Annotated in this window: 14 protein-coding genes; 7 read left to right on the top strand and 7 right to left on the bottom strand. The window is 43.4% G+C overall.

The genetic code is table 11. The features are described from left to right. Positions 1 to 331 precede the first annotated feature (331 nt). Positions 332 to 592: a hypothetical protein gene (locus H6G74_RS30110; RefSeq protein ID WP_190592155.1), complete on the top strand. Its 261-nt coding sequence runs from the start codon at positions 332 to 334 to the stop codon at positions 590 to 592. 197 nt (positions 593 to 789) lie between these two features. On the opposite strand, the gene H6G74_RS30105 is transcribed toward H6G74_RS30110, so the two are convergent. After that, the gene (locus H6G74_RS30105; RefSeq protein ID WP_190971182.1) at positions 790 to 1,905 is read right to left on the bottom strand and encodes a ferrochelatase; all 1,116 of its coding nucleotides are present in this window, start codon (positions 1,903 to 1,905) and stop codon (positions 790 to 792) included. Between the two features lie 479 nt (positions 1,906 to 2,384). Here H6G74_RS30105 and H6G74_RS30100 point away from each other — a divergent pair, with 479 nt between their 5' ends. The 3 genes from H6G74_RS30100 to ilvB all read left to right on the top strand — a co-directional run bounded on the left by H6G74_RS30100 (position 2,385) and on the right by ilvB (position 6,442). Continuing rightward, positions 2,385 to 2,927, top strand: coding sequence for a hypothetical protein (locus tag H6G74_RS30100; RefSeq protein ID WP_190971181.1), 543 nt, complete (start codon positions 2,385 to 2,387; stop codon positions 2,925 to 2,927). Between the two features lie 134 nt (positions 2,928 to 3,061). Further along, the gene (locus H6G74_RS30095) at positions 3,062 to 4,324 is read left to right on the top strand and encodes an MFS transporter (protein WP_190971180.1); all 1,263 of its coding nucleotides are present in this window, start codon (positions 3,062 to 3,064) and stop codon (positions 4,322 to 4,324) included. 222 nt (positions 4,325 to 4,546) lie between these two features. Next, complete coding sequence (ilvB, locus tag H6G74_RS30090) at positions 4,547 to 6,442, top strand: biosynthetic-type acetolactate synthase large subunit (RefSeq protein WP_190971179.1); 1,896 nt, start codon at positions 4,547 to 4,549, stop codon at positions 6,440 to 6,442. A gap of 146 nt (positions 6,443 to 6,588) precedes the next feature. Here the strand turns inward: ilvB and H6G74_RS30085 are convergent, their stop codons facing one another. From H6G74_RS30085 to lepA, 4 genes are all read right to left on the bottom strand, one after another. Continuing rightward, on the bottom strand, positions 6,589 to 7,626 hold the full coding sequence (locus H6G74_RS30085; RefSeq protein WP_190971178.1) for a cyanophycinase: 1,038 nt from the start codon (positions 7,624 to 7,626) through the stop codon (positions 6,589 to 6,591). Positions 7,627 to 7,789: 163 nt separating this feature from the next. Beyond that, complete coding sequence (locus H6G74_RS30080; RefSeq protein WP_190971177.1) at positions 7,790 to 8,977, bottom strand: glycosyltransferase family 4 protein; 1,188 nt, start codon at positions 8,975 to 8,977, stop codon at positions 7,790 to 7,792. A gap of 301 nt (positions 8,978 to 9,278) precedes the next feature. After that, the gene (locus H6G74_RS30990) at positions 9,279 to 9,416 is read right to left on the bottom strand and encodes a hypothetical protein (protein WP_206757001.1); all 138 of its coding nucleotides are present in this window, start codon (positions 9,414 to 9,416) and stop codon (positions 9,279 to 9,281) included. A gap of 178 nt (positions 9,417 to 9,594) precedes the next feature. Next, positions 9,595 to 11,406: a translation elongation factor 4 gene (gene lepA, locus H6G74_RS30075; RefSeq protein ID WP_190971176.1), complete on the bottom strand. Its 1,812-nt coding sequence runs from the start codon at positions 11,404 to 11,406 to the stop codon at positions 9,595 to 9,597. Between the two features lie 586 nt (positions 11,407 to 11,992). Between lepA and H6G74_RS30070 the strand changes: the two genes are divergently transcribed. Together H6G74_RS30070 and H6G74_RS30065 are read left to right on the top strand one after the other, a co-directional pair. Beyond that, positions 11,993 to 12,229: a hypothetical protein gene (locus H6G74_RS30070; RefSeq protein ID WP_015113554.1), complete on the top strand. Its 237-nt coding sequence runs from the start codon at positions 11,993 to 11,995 to the stop codon at positions 12,227 to 12,229. 145 nt (positions 12,230 to 12,374) lie between these two features. Then, positions 12,375 to 14,129: an ATP-binding protein gene (locus H6G74_RS30065; protein WP_190971175.1), complete on the top strand. Its 1,755-nt coding sequence runs from the start codon at positions 12,375 to 12,377 to the stop codon at positions 14,127 to 14,129. Between the two features lie 137 nt (positions 14,130 to 14,266). On the opposite strand, the gene H6G74_RS30060 is transcribed toward H6G74_RS30065, so the two are convergent. Beyond that, positions 14,267 to 15,571, bottom strand: coding sequence for a glutamate-5-semialdehyde dehydrogenase (locus H6G74_RS30060; protein ID WP_190971174.1), 1,305 nt, complete (start codon positions 15,569 to 15,571; stop codon positions 14,267 to 14,269). A gap of 174 nt (positions 15,572 to 15,745) precedes the next feature. Further along, positions 15,746 to 16,669, bottom strand: a complete 924-nt coding sequence (locus tag H6G74_RS30055) for a nucleoside hydrolase (RefSeq protein WP_190971173.1) — start codon at positions 16,667 to 16,669, stop codon at positions 15,746 to 15,748. A 16-nt stretch (positions 16,670 to 16,685) separates the two neighbouring features. On the opposite strand from H6G74_RS30055, the gene H6G74_RS30050 reads away from it, so the two are divergent. Continuing rightward, a complete protein-coding gene (locus H6G74_RS30050) occupies positions 16,686 to 17,117 on the top strand; it encodes a nucleoside deaminase (RefSeq protein WP_190971172.1) in 432 nt (143 codons plus the stop codon). The last annotated feature ends 263 nt before the right edge of the window (positions 17,118 to 17,380 follow it).

Below are 17,380 nucleotides of genomic sequence, written 5' to 3'. Positions count from 1 at the left end.
GAGGTACTCATTTTTTAGCATTTGAGCCTCTGTTTCACTCTATGATTCTGCTTTTATTTTCTGTCGAGAGTGATTGACTACTCACACCTTTGTAAAAAACCTACACCTGTCAGTGGGAGGTGTGGGAGGTGTGGGAGGATGGTAAAGAAGTCTTTCCCCCCACACTCCCCACACTCCCCACACTCCCCACACTTCCCACACTCCCCACACCCGCTACCCATACGTGAGAAATTCGGGGTATTGTTGCCTCCTGACTGCTGCCATAACAGGCGGTATAACATAGAGTAGACAAGAATACTAACTTTAAATTACTTTACAAAGGTCGGAAAAAATGGGTCGCATAAATCCCTACACCCTGCAAATGCAAATTACCCGGATGTTTGACCAAGGACAATCATTTTTCGCTACAACCAAAGTCCAGGAATGGTTAAAAGAACGCAATCAAAATCCCCTAGACTACGATATTATTTTCCACCAAAAACCCGCTCCTCCTGGCTCTAAAGAAGTCATGGTGGTAGAAATTGAACTGCGCCGGAAAGATGGACAGCCTGTAGATGCTTGGTTGCAAGAACAAGCCAACCTTCATGCGTAAGTCTTGAAAGTGCTGAGTACGGAGTGCTGAGTGCTGAGTGCTGAGTAGTAACCCAGTTCCTCGCAAATGCTTGGTGGACTGCTATAAAATTTAAGATTTTGGATTTTAAATTATCCGTAAGAAGGGTGGACAAAACTTTGCCCACCCTTCTTGCTATGGAAATGATTAATTCTGACTTCTGACTTCTAACTTCTTCATCAATGATGATGATGGTGATGATGTTCAGTTAAGTGAGGATTCACTGTCACAGCTTGTTCTGACAGCAAATCGGCAATATGAGAATTTGCCCATTCTGCCGCCATTGCCAAAAATTCTGGATTGTCGTTCACACAAGCCATCTGCACATAATCCACACCAGAATGCTGCTTTTCTAAATCATGAATAATGTGGTGGACATCTAATAAAGTTTCATGGTTTTCCGTAGCAAAACCAATGGGCATAAATACTATGACTTTTGCCCCTAATTGAATCAGGTTTTTAGCAGCTTGTTCAGCGTTCGGCTGTGTCCATTCAATTAAAGGTGTATCGTGATTCAACCAACCCACCGATATTAAAGGATAGCGGTTAATCAACTTATCTCGGACTAAATCATACAACGCTTGGCTTTCGGTGATCCCAGAGGTGAAACCTTTGGCTTTGTGGGGACAACCGTGATTCATTAATACAATCCCGATTTGGGAAGGTAAGTAATTTGCGGCTAAATCAGCATCGATTTTTTCTTCCACCAGATGCGCCATCAAATCGATGTATGCTGGTTCGTTGTAAAAAGACGGAATGTAACGCTGTCCTTTCACCCAGTGTTCTTCTCCGGCTGCGATTTCGGCTAAAGCGTTATTTACTTGCTCGATCGCAATTCCACTGGTAAAAATCGAATCAACAACCAACAGGGGGTAAATTAACAGCTTATCAAAACCTTGGCTTTGGATTTCTGCTAAAACTTGCTTGGGTAAGAAAGGCGCACAAAAGTTAAATGCTTTGAATACTTTAACGCGATCGCCCCATTTCGCCTGTAAATTCTGTTCAATACCGACTCGTTGTTGCTCAAATATGGCGTTGTGTGGCGAAATAAAATCATGGTGTGTATGACCCCATTCATGGCGATCAAATAACGCCAAAAGCCTTGCTAGAGGCGGATAAATCCAAGTGGGAACGGGTGCAAACTTCGCTGTCAGTAAATTTAAAGCCTGTTCATTATAATTGGCAAAATCTTCGTAGCTTTCGACTTCACCATAGCCCATCAATAATACAGCTACACGGTCTTGACCAGGTAGATGCTCATGGGTGTGTTGCAATTTTTCTGGGGTAGCAACCACAATACATTCCTCAATATAAATTCAGAGTCAAGAGCTAGGTAACGCCGTGTGCCGCTTTTTCTCAAACCTAACCCCCAACCCCTTCCCTACGAGGGAAGGGGGGCAAGATTCAAAGCCTCTCTCCGCTTCGGGGAGAGGTTTGGAGAGGGGTTTCAAGAATAACTCGCACATCGCGTTAAGTAATAACTCTCGTGTATTTTTCTGAATCATAAATCATTATCCCTTCCGGGGGGATAGGATAACTAGAAAATTAACAACAATACTTCAAAAGACATACTTAGAATTAATCCTAGATACTGAGTATGACAAAATAATTACCGAGTATCCTCAAGAAAAATTTAACTAATTCGTTCTATTTATGTAAGATTTTTAAGTGTTTTTTATATCTTTTTGTTTATATAGAAATACTTAATCTAATTCTGGATTAATGAACAAAAACGCCAGAACAAGCAACTGTAACTTGTGAGCAGAAAAGATAAATGATGATCATCCTTTGCCCAGGAATTCATGAACCCGAACTCACGGAAAACTTTATTTCAGGCTGGTTAAGCCAAAAAAGAGATAAAATTATGGTGTTTCCGGGGCAAGGTGTTTTAGCATTATCAGCCCCACATATTTTGCAATTTTTAGGCGATCGCTGCAAAAATCGTCAAAATACACCTATTGTATTTATTAGCTTCAGTGCGGGAGTCTTGGGAGCGATCGCCGCCGCCTGGAACTGGCAAATCTGGGGAGGACAAGTCAAAGCGTTTATTGCTATAGATGGATGGGGTGTACCTTTATGGGGGAATTTTCCCATTCATCGCCTCAGCCACGATTATTTTACACATTGGAGTTCTTTGTTACTCGGTAGTGGGCATAATAATTTTTACGCAGAACCAACCGTTGACCATTTATCTATGTGGCGATCGCCCCAAAATGTCCAAGGTTGGTGGGTAGACTCTTCAAATGAAGATTCTCCCCAACAAATGCGCTTGACTGCTGCTGAGTTTTTGCATTTGTTGCTAAAACGCTATGAATAAAAATAGTCCGGAAAACAGCGTCAGCAAACAGGAGTGAGAAATAGGAAGCAGCCAGGGAGCAACTCTACTCCCCACTCCCTACTCCCTACTCCCCCAGCTGTTCTATCTACCCTAGTCGTTATCACTAAGAACCGATGTTTCCAACTGAACCTGCTGCTGTCAATAATGGGTTTAGCGCACTGCTAAAAAACCGTGGCTTCATGCTTCTGTGGATTGGACAACTCATTTCCCAGTTGGCAGATAAAGTCTTTTTCGTGTTGATGATTGCCTTACTGGAATTTTATCCAGCCCCATCAGGATTAGCCGAGAACTCGATGTACTCAACCTTAATGGTGGCATTTACCATCCCCGCCATTTTATTCGGTTCTGCGGGTGGTGTGTTTGTGGATCGGTTGCCAAAAAAGCTGATCATGGTAGGCTCCGATATTGTGCGTGGGCTATTAACACTGTGTCTGCCCTTTTTACCAAGGGAATTTTTTATTTTATTAATTCTCACCTTTTGCATCTCCACAGTAACGCAGTTTTTTGCCCCCGCAGAACAAGCAGCCATCCCTTTGTTAGTGCGGCGAGAAAATTTAATGGCAGCCAACGCCCTTTTTAGCAGCACCATGATGGGCGCGTTGATAGTAGGTTTTGCCATTGGAGAACCCATATTAAGTTGGGCAAAAACTTTAATGGGAGAAGAATACGGGCAAGAAATCATCGTTGGCGGACTATACATTTTATCGGGTGTGATGATGCAGCCGATTCAATTTAAAGAACATAAACCCCATCGAGAACATCGAGTATCTGTGAATCCTTGGGCGGAATTTAGAGAAAGTGTGCGATATCTCAAGAAAAACCGCTTAGTTTTAAACGCAATGCTGCAATTAACCACCTTATATTGTGTGTTTGCAGCTTTAACAGTCCTGACAATTCGATTAGCCGAAGAGTTTGGTTTAAAAGAGAAGCAGTTTGGCTTTTTCTTAGCTGCTGCTGGGGTTGGAATGCTCATTGGGGCAGGAATTTTAGGTCACTGGGGAGATAAATTACACCACAAACCCTTACCTTTGATGGGGTTTTTAGCAATGGCACTAGTTTTGGGAGTCTTCACATTTACCCATAACTTATTGCTGGCATTAGGCCTATGTACATTGTTAGGTATAGGTGCGGCTTTAATTGGCGTACCCATGCAAACTTTAATTCAGCAGCAAACACCGCCAACCATGCACGGTAAAGTATTTGGTTTTCAAAACCATGCCGTAAATATTGCTTTATCTGTACCTTTAGCCATTACTGGGCCATTAACAGATGCTCTGGGCTTGCGTGTGGTACTAGTAACAATGAGCGTTGTAGTAGCTGCCGTTGGTGTTTGGGCATGGCAAAATACCCGCCGAGTTTTACAGGATGTGATTTAAAGAGCTTGATAATCATGCTTAATTGTCTATGATTAAAACAAGCGCAACTTTGTTATTTCATATTTTTAAGATATTCAGCACAAACAGATTTATCTGTTTGTCACTTCTACCTTGTGATTGATATTTAAAAAATCGGTAGGCACTAAATCGAACTTTTCCATTAAAATGAAATCTTAACTACAGAATTTAAGCGTTAACTTAGCTATTATCTGAGGTTCGACCGTGACCTTGAGCTTGCCTTCCCCGATTAGTCCTGCAAAAACCGAGAATCAAAACCAGTCTGCTGCTCAATCGTCAGTTGTGACACCCAAAAGGGCAACTGGTGGTTTCGCTTTACTAGATAGCCTACTACGCCACGGCGTTGAGTATATATTTGGTTATCCTGGTGGGGCAATCCTGCCGATTTATGATGATTTATACAAAGTAGAATCAACTGGTGCGCTCAAGCACATCCTGGTAAGGCATGAACAAGGCGCAGCCCACGCCGCAGACGGCTATGCCCGCGCCACTGGTAAAGTCGGAGTGTGCTTTGGCACTTCTGGCCCTGGGGCGACAAACTTGGTAACAGGCATCGCTACAGCCTACATGGATTCAATTCCAATGGTGATCGTCACGGGACAAGTACCCCGGAAAATGATCGGTACAGATGCGTTTCAAGAAACCGACATTTACGGGATTACTTTACCCATAGTCAAGCACTCTTATGTGGTGCGTGACCCTAAAGATATGGCCAGAATTGTGGCTGAAGCATTCCACATTGCCAGCACCGGACGGCCAGGGCCAGTTTTAATTGATGTCCCCAAAGATGTCGCCTTTGAAGAATTTGATTATGAGCCTGTAGAACCAGGTACAGTCAAATTACCAGGCTATCGCCCCACCGTTAAGGGAAATCCCCGCCAAATCAATGCGGCAATTAAGTTACTGAAAGAAAGCCGTCGCCCATTGTTGTATGTTGGTGGTGGTGCGATCGCATCTAACGCCCATGAAGAAGTTAAACAGTTAGCTGAGTTATTCAATATTCCTGTCACTACCACATTGATGGGAATTGGGGCATTTGATGAACATCATCCTCTGTCTGTGGGGATGTTGGGAATGCACGGCACAGCCTACGCTAACTTTGCTGTGAGTGATTGTGATTTGCTGATTTGCGTGGGTGCGAGATTTGATGACCGCGTAACAGGGAAATTAGATGAATTTGCTTCCCGCGCTAAGGTCATTCACATCGACATCGACCCAGCAGAAGTCGGGAAAAACCGCATTCCCGAAGTACCCATTGTTGGTGATGTCCGCAACGTACTGCTTGATTTGTTGCGACGCTGCAAGCAATCTGGGATTAAACCCACACCCAACCAAAACCAAGAATGGTTGAATTTAATTAACCGTTGGCGGGAAGAATATCCCTTGGTTGTACCGCAGCACCCCGACAGCATTTCACCACAAGAAGCCATTGTCGAAGTTAGTCGCCAAGCACCCCACGCCTTCTACACCACAGATGTGGGTCAGCATCAAATGTGGGCGGCGCAGTTCCTCAAGAATGGGCCACGCCGTTGGATTTCCAGCGCGGGTTTAGGAACAATGGGTTTTGGCTTACCTGCGGCTATTGGTGCAAAAGTCGCCTTCCCCAACGAAGAAGTGATTTGTATCAGTGGTGATGCAAGTTTCCAAATGTGTTTACAAGAATTGGGAACAGCATCACAATATGGTATTAATGTCAAGACGGTAATCGTGAACAATGGTTGGCAGGGAATGGTGCGTCAGTGGCAACAAGCTTTCCACGGTGAACGTTACTCTTGCTCAAACATGGAAGTCGGGATGCCAGATATTGAGTTGTTGGCGAAAGCTTACGGTATCAAAGGCATTGTAGTTAAAGAACGGGAGCAATTAAAAGATGCGATCGCCGAAATGTTGGCACATAACGGCCCCGTCATCTTAAATGTTCACGTCACCAGAGACGAAAACTGCTATCCAATGGTAGCCCCTGGTAAGAGCAACGCTCAAATGGTGGGTTTACCCAAGCAACCACCAACCAGTTCTGTAGAACCTGTTTGTTGTAGTCACTGCGGTAGCATGAATGCACCGAACCATAACTTCTGTTCTGAGTGTGGGACGAAGTTGTAAGTTAATTAACTTTGGGTGTAAGGGTGTAAGGTAGGCAGGAGGCAGGAGGCAGCAAGGACAATTAGAAAGGTTCTCAGTCCATCTAATAAAAAAACCAAAGCGCCTCTTTTCCTCACACCCTTACACCCTCACACCCTCACACCCACTCAATAGGGATCTGAATTAAACCTCCCTCGCTTCACACTCCTAAAGTAATAACCCCGACTTGGTGGGTTTCTCAGGTCGAATGTGTCGCCACTGGGAACCCGCCAAATTTTATAGTCATGGTAAGTCAGAGGTGTCCGGGGTTTACATACCTCCGGTGGGTGGTCGCCCAAGACAAAGTAGGCGGCGTTTCTCCCCATCACCTTGGCTAGACCATATTTATCTATGACAAGGGATGTCTCCTCACTAATAGCTATTCCTAAAACCCGGTTAGCTTTACCATCCTGAATTTGTCGCGCAATAAAAGCCATAATGCGACCCATACGTTTGCGGCTATCGAAGTGGGTATCGATGATGGTTCCGCGCAAATGACCCCATTGAAAAAAATCATAAGTAAAGGTGATATTTCGATAAGGGTCTTCGAGTATTTCTCTGGTTTCTATGCTGTCTTCGCAAGCACAAGAATCGTAGATATACTCACTGTGAATCATTGCACCTGCACTCGTCCCGCCAATTGCACCGCCTCTGGCGTAGACTTCTCGCACAGCGTTTTCTAGTTTGGTGTTTTTCCAACTGCGGATATATTGACATTGGTCTCCCCCAGCAAAGAAAACTACGCCAGCTTTTCTAACTTTGGTGACGATATCTTCGCGGTTGGCATCATTGCGGTTACTGATGATGAGTGTTTTGACTGAGTTCACACCTCTCATACCGTAAATCAGGTGATTGTAATCTTCACTGCCATAGGCGCGGAGAACTACCACATCAACTTTATTGGCGCTGCTACTAGTATCTCCACGAACTTGGTCAATCATCCATTGAATAGCCTTCTCAACATCAGGGCCACCGCCGCCTAAATTAAATACGGGGCCAGCTAGACGAGGAAGGTGGGAAATGGGCGGAACAACATCAACAGTGTTGTCAATGAAGTGGCGTTTCAGGTATGCTGTAAGACGGGTTATTAAACTGGCACCCATTCTTAACAACACAGTTCCCAAATTCTTCCAGAACTTTGCTATATCTGGGAATGCCTTCGTCATACTAACTTTATAGAGCAAACTGCATTTACTGTTTACTCTCGCATCAGAAGGCTTGAAATTCCCAGCGTACAGGTCTTGTAATGTTTTTTAACGTCAAATAGTCCAGAGTAATCATTTTTTCTCTGGTTTAGGGGCAGTATGCTCAGTTTTACGCTGTGTTTAATTACCAGATAACTTGCGATCGCTCCTGCACCACTCGCTGATAAACTGACTCTGTTTGCTGGGCTAGTTTTGACCAGCTAAAGCGGCGTTCTAAATCTTCGTAAGCGTTATCTACCAGCCATTGCCGATATTCGGGGTTTTTCAAAACCTCCAAAATTCCCCATGCTAAAGAATCAGGATCATTTACCCCAGTGACGATACCTGTTTTGGTATGCTGAACAACTTCCGGGAAACCACCCGTGTCGGAAACTACCACGGGGACGCGCGATGCAAAGCTTTCTAAAGCCACAATCCCAAAGGGTTCATAAAAACTAGGGAATACAGCACAGTCAGCAATGGTTTGAAATTTATCTAAGTATTCATCAGATAAAAAACCAGTAAAGTAACATTTCTCCCAAATGCCTAAATCTGCGGCTTGGCGTTTAAGATGATCGGTATTACCGCCACCAATAATCACAAATTTGACGTAACCACCCATCTCTGCAAGAACTTTGGGTGCAGCATTTAATAATACTGGTACACCTTTTTCATAAGTCATCCGCCCGACATAGTAAACAATTTTTTCACCATCTTCGGCAAATTGGCGGCGAAAATCTTGAGCGTGAAAATCTTGGTGATGCTGTTTTTTCTCTGGACGGATACCGTTATAAATTACATCGATTTTATCCCAAGGGCTGCTGAGGGCGCGTTCTACCTCCCGGCGCATATAGTCTGTACAAACGATAACGCGCCAAGCATCGAAGGCAAGTAAGTTTTCTTTGCCGTGAATATAGCGTTGAATATCGTTATGAATCCCGTTATAGCGTCCATGTTCTGTGGCGTGAATTGTTGCAATTAAAGGGATTTTAAAAGTATGCTTGAGAGCGATCGCTGCATCACCCACTAACCAATCATGGGCATGGATCACATCAAATGGCCCTTCCTCCAAAATTAACTTACCACCGTGATGACCCATGCTTTGGTTAAGATTGACAATCCAGTGAAAAAAGTCATTACTATGTCCCACTGGTACCCGATGCACATTTATGCCTTCCACGACTTCATACATCGGTGCTTGACCAAACTCCACTGTAATTAAGTGAACTTCATGCCCTAACTTAGCTATTTCTGGATACAACTCAGCTACGTGTCTCGCAATACCGCCGACTATTCTTGGTGGAAATTCCCAACTTAATACAAGTATTTTCATGTACTAAAATCTCCAAATTTTTATAAATTTCTCAAAAAACTAGCTGTATCTCAAAAATACAAGGAGAAGAAATCTATTGAGTCGGTATGTTTACCAAAGTTTTCTAATTTTTTAATAATTTTAGGGATAGATCACAGGTTATCAAGGTTGAGCAGATTAGCAAATACCTTATGAAACTTACTAGATTAATTGATAAATGTTCCTCTAGGGATGAAGTCTCTTACCCCTTTGTTGAGTTTTATAACACTACTATTTCAAGGCTGGGTGTAAGGGTATATAGGTTACACCCATCCCGAATTTCTCACGTATGGGTAGCGGGTGTGGAGAGAGAGGGGAGTGTGGGGAGTGTGGGAGGAAAGATTTCTTCACCATCCTCCCACACTTCCCACCCCTCCCACACCCCTGGATTTCTCACAAGAGAGAAATCCAGTCCATACATCTGGATACCCTAAACTAAGTTCTTCTTAATTTCCAGACTTAAGTAAAAACCATCAGGACATAAATAAAGGAATGTCAAGAGAATCTTCCCTTAGACATTCCTGGTAGTTGCTGTATACAGTTAATAACAGTCTTTATCCAACAGAATTCAGAATGGATTCTGACTCCTGAATTCTTCTTTAATTTTGATCTAACCGTAACACTGCCATAAAAGCTTCTTGGGGTACATCTACTGTACCTACTGCTTTCATCCGCTTTTTACCTTTGGCTTGCTTTTGCAAGAGTTTTTTCTTGCGGCTGATGTCACCGCCGTAACACTTGGCGAGTACATCTTTGCGTAAGGCGGGGATATGTTCACTAGCAATGACTTTACTACCAATGGCGGCTTGAATTGGCACTTTAAATTGATGGCGGGGAATCAATTCCTTGAGTTTCTCAGCCATTGACCGCCCGACGTTATAAGCCTTATCGCGGTGGACAATCATTGCTAAAGAATCAACGGGGTCGCCGTTAATCATGATATCTAGCTTCACCAGGGGATTTTCACGGTAGCCAATGATATGGTATTCCATACTGGCATAACCGCGCGATCGCGATTTCATTTGGTCAAAAAAGTCGGTGACAACTTCCGCCAAGGGTATCTCATAGGTCAAGGTGGTGCGTCCTTGGGTGAGATATTTCATGTCTTTGAAAATACCACGGCGATTTTGTGACAACTCCATCAATGTGCCGACAAAACCCTCCGGTGTAATCATTTCTACCTGCACGTAGGGTTCTTCGATTTTCTCGCGGTCATTAGGTGCAGGTAAATGGCTAGGATTATCAATATATAATTCTTCGCCCTTAATAGTAGTTACTTTATAAACCACCGAAGGCGCAGTAATAATTAAATCCAAGTCATACTCACGTTCCAACCGTTCCTGCACAATTTCCATGTGCAGCAAGCCCAAGAAACCACAACGGAAACCAAAACCCATCGCGCTCGAAGTTTCTGGTTCGTAGTGCAGCGCCGCATCATTGAGTCTGAGCTTTTCTAAAGCTTCCCGCAAGTCTTCAAATTGGTCAGCATCGATGGGGAACATCCCACAAAAAACCATTGGGTTGGCTTCGGTGTAGCCTGGTAAAGGGTCTGCGGCTTTGGCATTAGACAACGTAATGGTATCGCCTACCCGCGCATCGGCTACGGCCTTAATGGCGGCGGCTAAATAACCTACTTCCCCGGCGTGGAGTTCATCAACTTGCTTTTGGGTGGGAGACAAGACACCCAACTCGTCGATTTCGTATTCCTTACCGGATGCCATCAGATAAACGCGATCGCCTTTTTTCACGCGCCCATCCATCACCCGGAAGTAGACAATTACCCCCCGATAGGGATCGTAATAGCTATCAAAAATTAACGCCCGTAAACGTTCATTAACTCTATCAGGTGCGGGTGGAACCCGTTCCACAATCGTCTCTAAAATCTCATTAATGCCAATTCCTTCTTTGGCTGAGGCGAGAATTGCCCCACTGCAATCAAGACCAATAATTTCTTCAATTTCGCTAATTACCCGGTCTGGTTCGGCACCAGGAAGGTCGATTTTGTTGAGAACGGGAATAATTTCCAAGTTATGCTCTAACGCCAAGTAGACATTCGCCAGAGTTTGGGCTTCCACACCTTGAGACGCATCTACAACTAACAATGCCCCTTCACAAGCCGCCAAACTGCGCGACACCTCATAAGAAAAGTCTACGTGTCCGGGAGTGTCAATTAAATTTAATACATACTGCTGGCCATCTTTAGCAGTGTAATTCATCCGGGCAGCTTGCAGCTTAATGGTAATGCCGCGCTCCCGTTCTAAATCCATATTGTCGAGAAACTGCTCCTTCATCTGTCGTTCATCAACAGTGCCGGTAGCTTGCAACAAGCGATCGGCCAGGGTTGATTTCCCGTGATCAATGTGAGCAATAATACAGAAATTGCGAATGCGAACTGCGGGAACGTCAGTCATATACTATCTTTGCTGAAGCAGCAACCAAGGTTATAAAGAGCGATTTACTTAATGTATTTTAATGCTTTCTTTGCCAAGACGCTGCTATTTAGGAGAGGGAGTGGGGAGTTGGGAGTTGGGAGTTGGAGGGTGTGGGAGGTGTGGGAGGTGTGGGGGACAAGGTAGATAAGTCTGTAGCATGGCGAATGACTAATAACTCATGACCAATGACCAATTACTGTTGAAGATTGACTCTTAAGTATTTTGCAAATCTATATAAAGTCTCTATAATTAAGTCTATTTTTCCTTGCAGGTATTGAACAATCAGCAGCGTACAATAAAGATATATAAGTACATAGTGTAGGGATCGTGGGCAGTTACACCTCGTAAATGCTCGGATCTACTGATTTACTGACAAAACTTCTAGAGCATTGAAAGAGTGAGTTCTATGAAAATGGCCACTTAAAAATCTCAAGCTGTTATTTTTGGTGAGAGTTCGGGGAACTATGTATCTATACCTTTAAGATTTGTCAGTAAACTAACCCGAAACTTGAGTAGAACTACTTTACAAAGCTTTGGAAAAAACAAATTCAGAGTATATAAACCTATGAATATGAAAGAGAGAGCTACCGAAGGGGAGCAAAGACAAGGCGATAAGGTAGAAATTGCTGTCCGCCTAGATTCTGAGTTATTAGAACAAATTCAGCATCTTACCAATGATCCTAGCAAAGTCATTGAGGTGGCAATTCGCCAATGGTTACGGGGTGAGATTCCTAGAGATGATGAACTGACACGGACTCCTTATCGCACACCTGTACCACCTAGAGGTGAGTGGAATGATTGACAGCCACAAACAAGCTTTTCATAGACAAGAACACAAAGGTCAATCATCGTGTTCACAACAGTCAAAACACCCAATGTAAGTCTGCAAAAGCATTAGCCGAAGCAAACCTGTATTGAGTTGCCACTTGTCTACCCAACTCGATTAAATGACTATTACTGCCAACTCCCAATTGCCAAACTTATTTTCTCAAAATCTGGAAGACATAGCTAATCAAACAAACGGCTCTTCACCAGCTCTCGGTGCTGAGTTGGTGTATATGCAGGATGGATCAGGCCGCTACCTGACATTTTATTGGCAGCGTAGTGAAGTTCTGGGATTAAACCCTGAGCAAGTAGTCAGCAGCCATGAAGAGGAAATTTTTGCTCCTGCGGATAAGGTAGCTTATTTGGAACGATTACACCGAATTTTAGCAAGTTTGGTGCCAGAAAAGTTTCAATGTTGGTTTCGCTACCAGCAAGAGTTGTATGAGTTGGAAATAGTAATGTGTCCAATCATACCGCCACTGGGAACTGCCGCCACTACAGTTATAGTGATGGGGCGGTTATTACAGGCGACAGTAAATCAACAAGAAATCAGTAATATACCCAAAGCGCCTACACCAATCGAGTTGGCTTTACGTTCGCAACAACATCAAAAACTAGTAACGAAAATTACTAGAAATATTCGGCGAACTTTGGATTTAGACATTATTTGGCAACAAACAGTAGATAGTTTGGGTAAAGCCCTCAAGCTAGAACGTTGCATTATCTGTCCCTATCAGCCCTCTAGCTCTAAAGTGCGTGTCATAGCAGAGTACCATCAGCCAGAACGCAGTTCGATGCTTGGCTTAGAAATAGATGTTGCTTCTGAGCCAGCATTTGCCCAAGCATTAGCCACTTTAGAACCTGTGGTGATGGAGGTATCAAAATATGCACTGTGTCCAGAGCAGAAAGTTTTAGTGGTTGCAACTTGCTATCAAGACCAAGCCAATGGTTTGATTGCTGTGGCTGTGCGAGATGAATGTTATCCTCTCACAAATGCTGAACTAGAATTAGCGAAAGAAGTAGCCGATCAATTAGGAACGGCGATCGCTCATGCTACTTTATATAAAGAATTAGAAGCAGCCCGACAAAAAGCCGAAGAAGCATCACGCCTCAAAAGTGAATTTTTAGCCAACGTTTCCCACGAAATTCGTACTCCCCTGAATGGAATGATTGGCTTTTTAAAGCTGATTCTAGAGGGGATGGCAGATGATCCAGAAGAACAGCATCAGTTTCTTTTAGAAGCCCATCAATCATCCATTCACCTGCTGAACATCATCAACGATATTTTGGATATTGCCAAAATTGAAGCAGGCAAAATGGAATTAGACTGCGCTCCGGTCAAATTAGATGAGCTATTTTGTGGTGTAGAAAGTTTTATGCGTCCCCAAGCAGAAATGAAAAACCTCAGCTTTCGGATGCAAATTCCCACAACCTGCGATGAAATTGTTGTCCAAGGAAATTATCAACGGCTACTCCAAGTCATGCTGAACTTGGTAAACAATGCTATTAAATTTACCCATGAAGGTGGTATAACCATCACATCCGAAATCGTCCAGAAAAAAGTCACATTCCAAGAACAACAATTTCCCGGTATGGTTAGAGTCCGGGTAGCTGATACAGGTATTGGTGTTTCTTTAGACAAGCAAGATAAATTATTTCAATTGTTTTCTCAAGTAGATGGTTCCCGCACTCGCCAATATGGCGGTACAGGTTTGGGGTTGGCAATATCCCAAAAGCTAATTGAAGCGATGGGTGGTGAAGTACATTTTTACAGCTTGGGTGAAGGACTAGGTTCAACTGTCACCTTTACCGTACCTTTGTATCAGCAACCAGTCATTGTTTCTTCCAGTGACGGTAACATAGATTGTGCTTGTTGATATAGGTTACAGGTTACAGTAAAAATACTAGTACAGGTCGGCGTAAATAAACAGACCATAAGAAATTGCTAAAAGGCTTGTGGTATCACCATTCTTTCTTTTTCCTTTTGACTTTTGCCTTGTTGTACTAGTCCCTCTTACAAATCGCGGTGGATAAATGCTTTGGCATTTGAGCCGGTGTAACTAGCGACAATGTGACCATTACCAGTCATTTGATATTTGTAAGTTACCAAGCCTTCTAAACCAACAGGGCCGCGGGGAGGCATTTGTTGAGTACTAATGCCGACTTCTGCGCCAAAACCATAGCGGAAACCATCAGCAAAGCGTGTGGAACAATTGTGAAAAACGCCAGCAGAATTTACCAAGCCAAAGAAAGATTCTGCGGTGGCGATATTTTCTGTAATAATTGCGTCGGTGTGGCGAGAACCATATTGGTTAATATGAGCGATCGCATCTTCTAAAGAGTCTACAATCTTAACTGACAAAATTAAATCGCTATATTCTGTTTCCCAATCAACTTCGGTAGCTGGGGCAATATTTGGTAATATTTCTAAGGTGCGTTGATCACCTTTTAATTCCACATGATTGGCGGCTAAAGCTGCGGCAACTTTGGGTAAAAATTCTCCGGCAATTGCTTGATGTACTAATAAAGTTTCAATGGCATTACAAGCAGCCGCATATTGGATTTTCGCATCCACAGTAATTTCTACAGCTTTGTTAATATCAGCAGCTTGATCAATATAAGCATGACAAATGCCATCAGCATGACCAAGGACAGGAATGCGGGTATTTTCTTGCACAAACCTGACAAAAGAATTAGAACCTCTAGGAATAATTAAATCTACATATTTATCTAATTTTAAAAGTCCTACAGTTTCTTCTCTTGTGGTGAGTAACTGCACAGCGTCAGGACTGACCGCAGTTTGAGATAATCCTTGTTTAATTGCTTTGACTATGGCTTCACAAGAACGTACAGCTTCTTTACCACATTTAAGAATTACACCATTACCAGATTTAATCGCCAAAGAAACAATTTGAATGGCGGCTTCGGGACGGGCTTCAAAAATAATGCCTAACACACCCAAAGGACAAGAGATGCGTTTGAGGACTAAACCAGTATCGAGTTCGCGGTGAATCTGGACTTTACCTATTGGATCAGCCAGTTTACCAACATCTCGGACTCCAGCGATCGCATCTCTTAATTTATGTTCATCTAACTGCAACCGCTTATACAGAGGTTTAGCAATTCCTTCCGCCGCCGCAGCTTGACAGTCAGCCACATTTGCCTGCAATATTTCCTCTCTGGCTGATTCTAACCCTTGAGCGATCGCTGCGATCGCTTCATTTTTCGCCTCAGTGGACAGAATTGCTAACTTACTTGCAGCTGCGCGAGTTTTTTCGGCAATGCTAACTAGGGATGGTGCAACTTCAACAATGGTCATGAGAAAAAATAACTCTTAATTATGGTAGAAACATATACAGCAGAATCCAGGAGTCAGAATAGTCTTGCTATCTAAGTTTGAAAACTAAATTGTGTACTTCATCCACTAAAAATCTGCTGTATTTTCCATCCTATAGCAATCTGATTTCCACTGTTGCCTGTTACCTGTTACCTTTCATCTTGCCCATTGCTGCAAGATATAAGCATAAAAAGCCTCTTTATCAACAGTATCCATTGCATAAATCTTCCGCCCACCAGGAACAACTTTCGTCCGTCCTTGACTTAAGCCAGTGGTAATAATTTCCGTTTCCCACTGTCGCAGTTGATAAAATTCTGGGTGTCCTAAATAAGCCGTCGCCAACACATCCCAAAAATAATAATCTTGGGGAATTACCAGTGCATAACATTGTCCGGCTAAATCAGAGATGAGATAGTGACGTTGTTTGCCCATTTTGTACACAATATCTGATGTCACTGGGACATTGTTAGTTAAATCTAACGGACACATAATAATTTCAATTTGGGTTTGCCAAACTCGCGCGGCGGAAACTGCATCCCAATAAACATTCCATTCCGCCGAACCATCTTGTCCGGCTTCTAAACTTTTTTCCACATTACCACCAACATTCAACGCACCACCCATCCAAACAATTCTGTGAATTTTGGCTTCAATGTCTGGTGCTTTATCTAACGCCACTGCAACTGTCGTTAATGGCCCTGTTACCATCAGCGTTACTGGTTGGAGTGCTTCTCGTAACACCCGCACCATAAAATCCTGTCCAGGTTCAGCAACCAAAGGTGTATTGATAGTATCCTGCTGGTTGAGAATGGGGAGATGGTCAACAATAAATGAATCACGCCGATAGAGACGGGGAAAAGGATTTATCCCGCGTACTGTACTTTCGGCAACTGGGATGTGAGAAAATCCCATCAAATCAATGATTTTACGTGTCGCACTAACGGCAGGTTGGACATAACAATCAGCAGGAGTGACGACAACACCAAGCAATTCTAGATGATCCATCGTCAACAGCAGCATAGTTGCTAGATAATCATCTACACCACCATCGTGATCCATTAATACCAGTTGTTTTGACATAAAGGAGAATAAGAGAATGGATGAATTTATGCAAGCTGCGATCGCTCAAGCTAGACAAGGTAGACAAGAAGGTGGAATTCCCATCGGTTCCGTTCTCGTCAAGGATGGCGAGATTCTTGGTAGAGGACACAATAAGCGCGTCCAAGACGGCGATCCTGTTACCCATGCCGAAATTGATTGTCTCCGTAACGCTGGCAGAATTGGCAGCTACAGAGGTACCACCCTATATTCAACCTTAATGCCGTGTTATTTGTGCGCCGGGGCAGTTGTGCAGTTTGGTATCAAAAAAGTCATCGCCGGTGAATCTCGCACATTTCCTGGCGCGAAAGAATTTATGGTATCTCACGGCGTAGAAGTAATTGATTTAAATTTAGATGAATGCGAACAAATGATGAGTGACTTTATTCAAACGAACCCAGAATTATGGAATGAAGATATTGGGAAATAGTCATTTGTTATTTGTCATTAGTCCTTTGTCGTTTGTCATTAGTCATTCGTCATGCTACAGACTTATCTACCTTGTCCCCCTTGTCTCCCTCGCCCCCTCGCCCCCTCGCCCCCTCGCCCCCTCGTCTCCCACACCTCCCACACCCCCCACCTGACAGGTGTAGGTTTTTTACAATTAGGAGGAATTGAAGCAAAAGAAATCGTCAACAGGAGTAGGAGGAAAAGTACTCCAACGCGGAAGACGAAGAGGAAGATGGTTGAGTA

The sequence above is a fragment of the Nostoc spongiaeforme FACHB-130 genome, assembly GCF_014698475.1.
Taxonomy (GTDB): domain Bacteria; phylum Cyanobacteriota; class Cyanobacteriia; order Cyanobacteriales; family Nostocaceae; genus Nostoc_B; species Nostoc_B spongiaeforme.
This window is presented reverse-complemented; position numbering and strand designations above follow the sequence as displayed.

Excerpts from the sequence above, each read along its gene's own strand:
- lepA (WP_190971176.1), bottom strand. The coding sequence starts at position 11,406 with ATGACTGACGTTCCCGCAGTTCGCATTCGCAATTTCTGTATTATTGCT.
- H6G74_RS30080 (WP_190971177.1), bottom strand. The coding sequence starts at position 8,977 with ATGAAAATACTTGTATTAAGTTGGGAATTTCCACCAAGAATAGTCGGC.
- H6G74_RS30095 (WP_190971180.1), top strand. The coding sequence starts at position 3,062 with ATGTTTCCAACTGAACCTGCTGCTGTCAATAATGGGTTTAGCGCACTG.
- H6G74_RS30050 (WP_190971172.1), top strand. The coding sequence starts at position 16,686 with ATGGATGAATTTATGCAAGCTGCGATCGCTCAAGCTAGACAAGGTAGA.
- H6G74_RS30085 (WP_190971178.1), bottom strand. The coding sequence starts at position 7,626 with ATGACGAAGGCATTCCCAGATATAGCAAAGTTCTGGAAGAATTTGGGA.
- H6G74_RS30065 (WP_190971175.1), top strand. The coding sequence starts at position 12,375 with ATGACTATTACTGCCAACTCCCAATTGCCAAACTTATTTTCTCAAAAT.
- H6G74_RS30990 (WP_206757001.1), bottom strand. The coding sequence starts at position 9,416 with ATGTATGGACTGGATTTCTCTCTTGTGAGAAATCCAGGGGTGTGGGAG.
- H6G74_RS30110 (WP_190592155.1), top strand. The coding sequence starts at position 332 with ATGGGTCGCATAAATCCCTACACCCTGCAAATGCAAATTACCCGGATG.
- H6G74_RS30060 (WP_190971174.1), bottom strand. The coding sequence starts at position 15,571 with ATGACCATTGTTGAAGTTGCACCATCCCTAGTTAGCATTGCCGAAAAA.
- H6G74_RS30055 (WP_190971173.1), bottom strand. The coding sequence starts at position 16,669 with ATGTCAAAACAACTGGTATTAATGGATCACGATGGTGGTGTAGATGAT.
- H6G74_RS30100 (WP_190971181.1), top strand. The coding sequence starts at position 2,385 with ATGATGATCATCCTTTGCCCAGGAATTCATGAACCCGAACTCACGGAA.
- H6G74_RS30070 (WP_015113554.1), top strand. The coding sequence starts at position 11,993 with ATGAATATGAAAGAGAGAGCTACCGAAGGGGAGCAAAGACAAGGCGAT.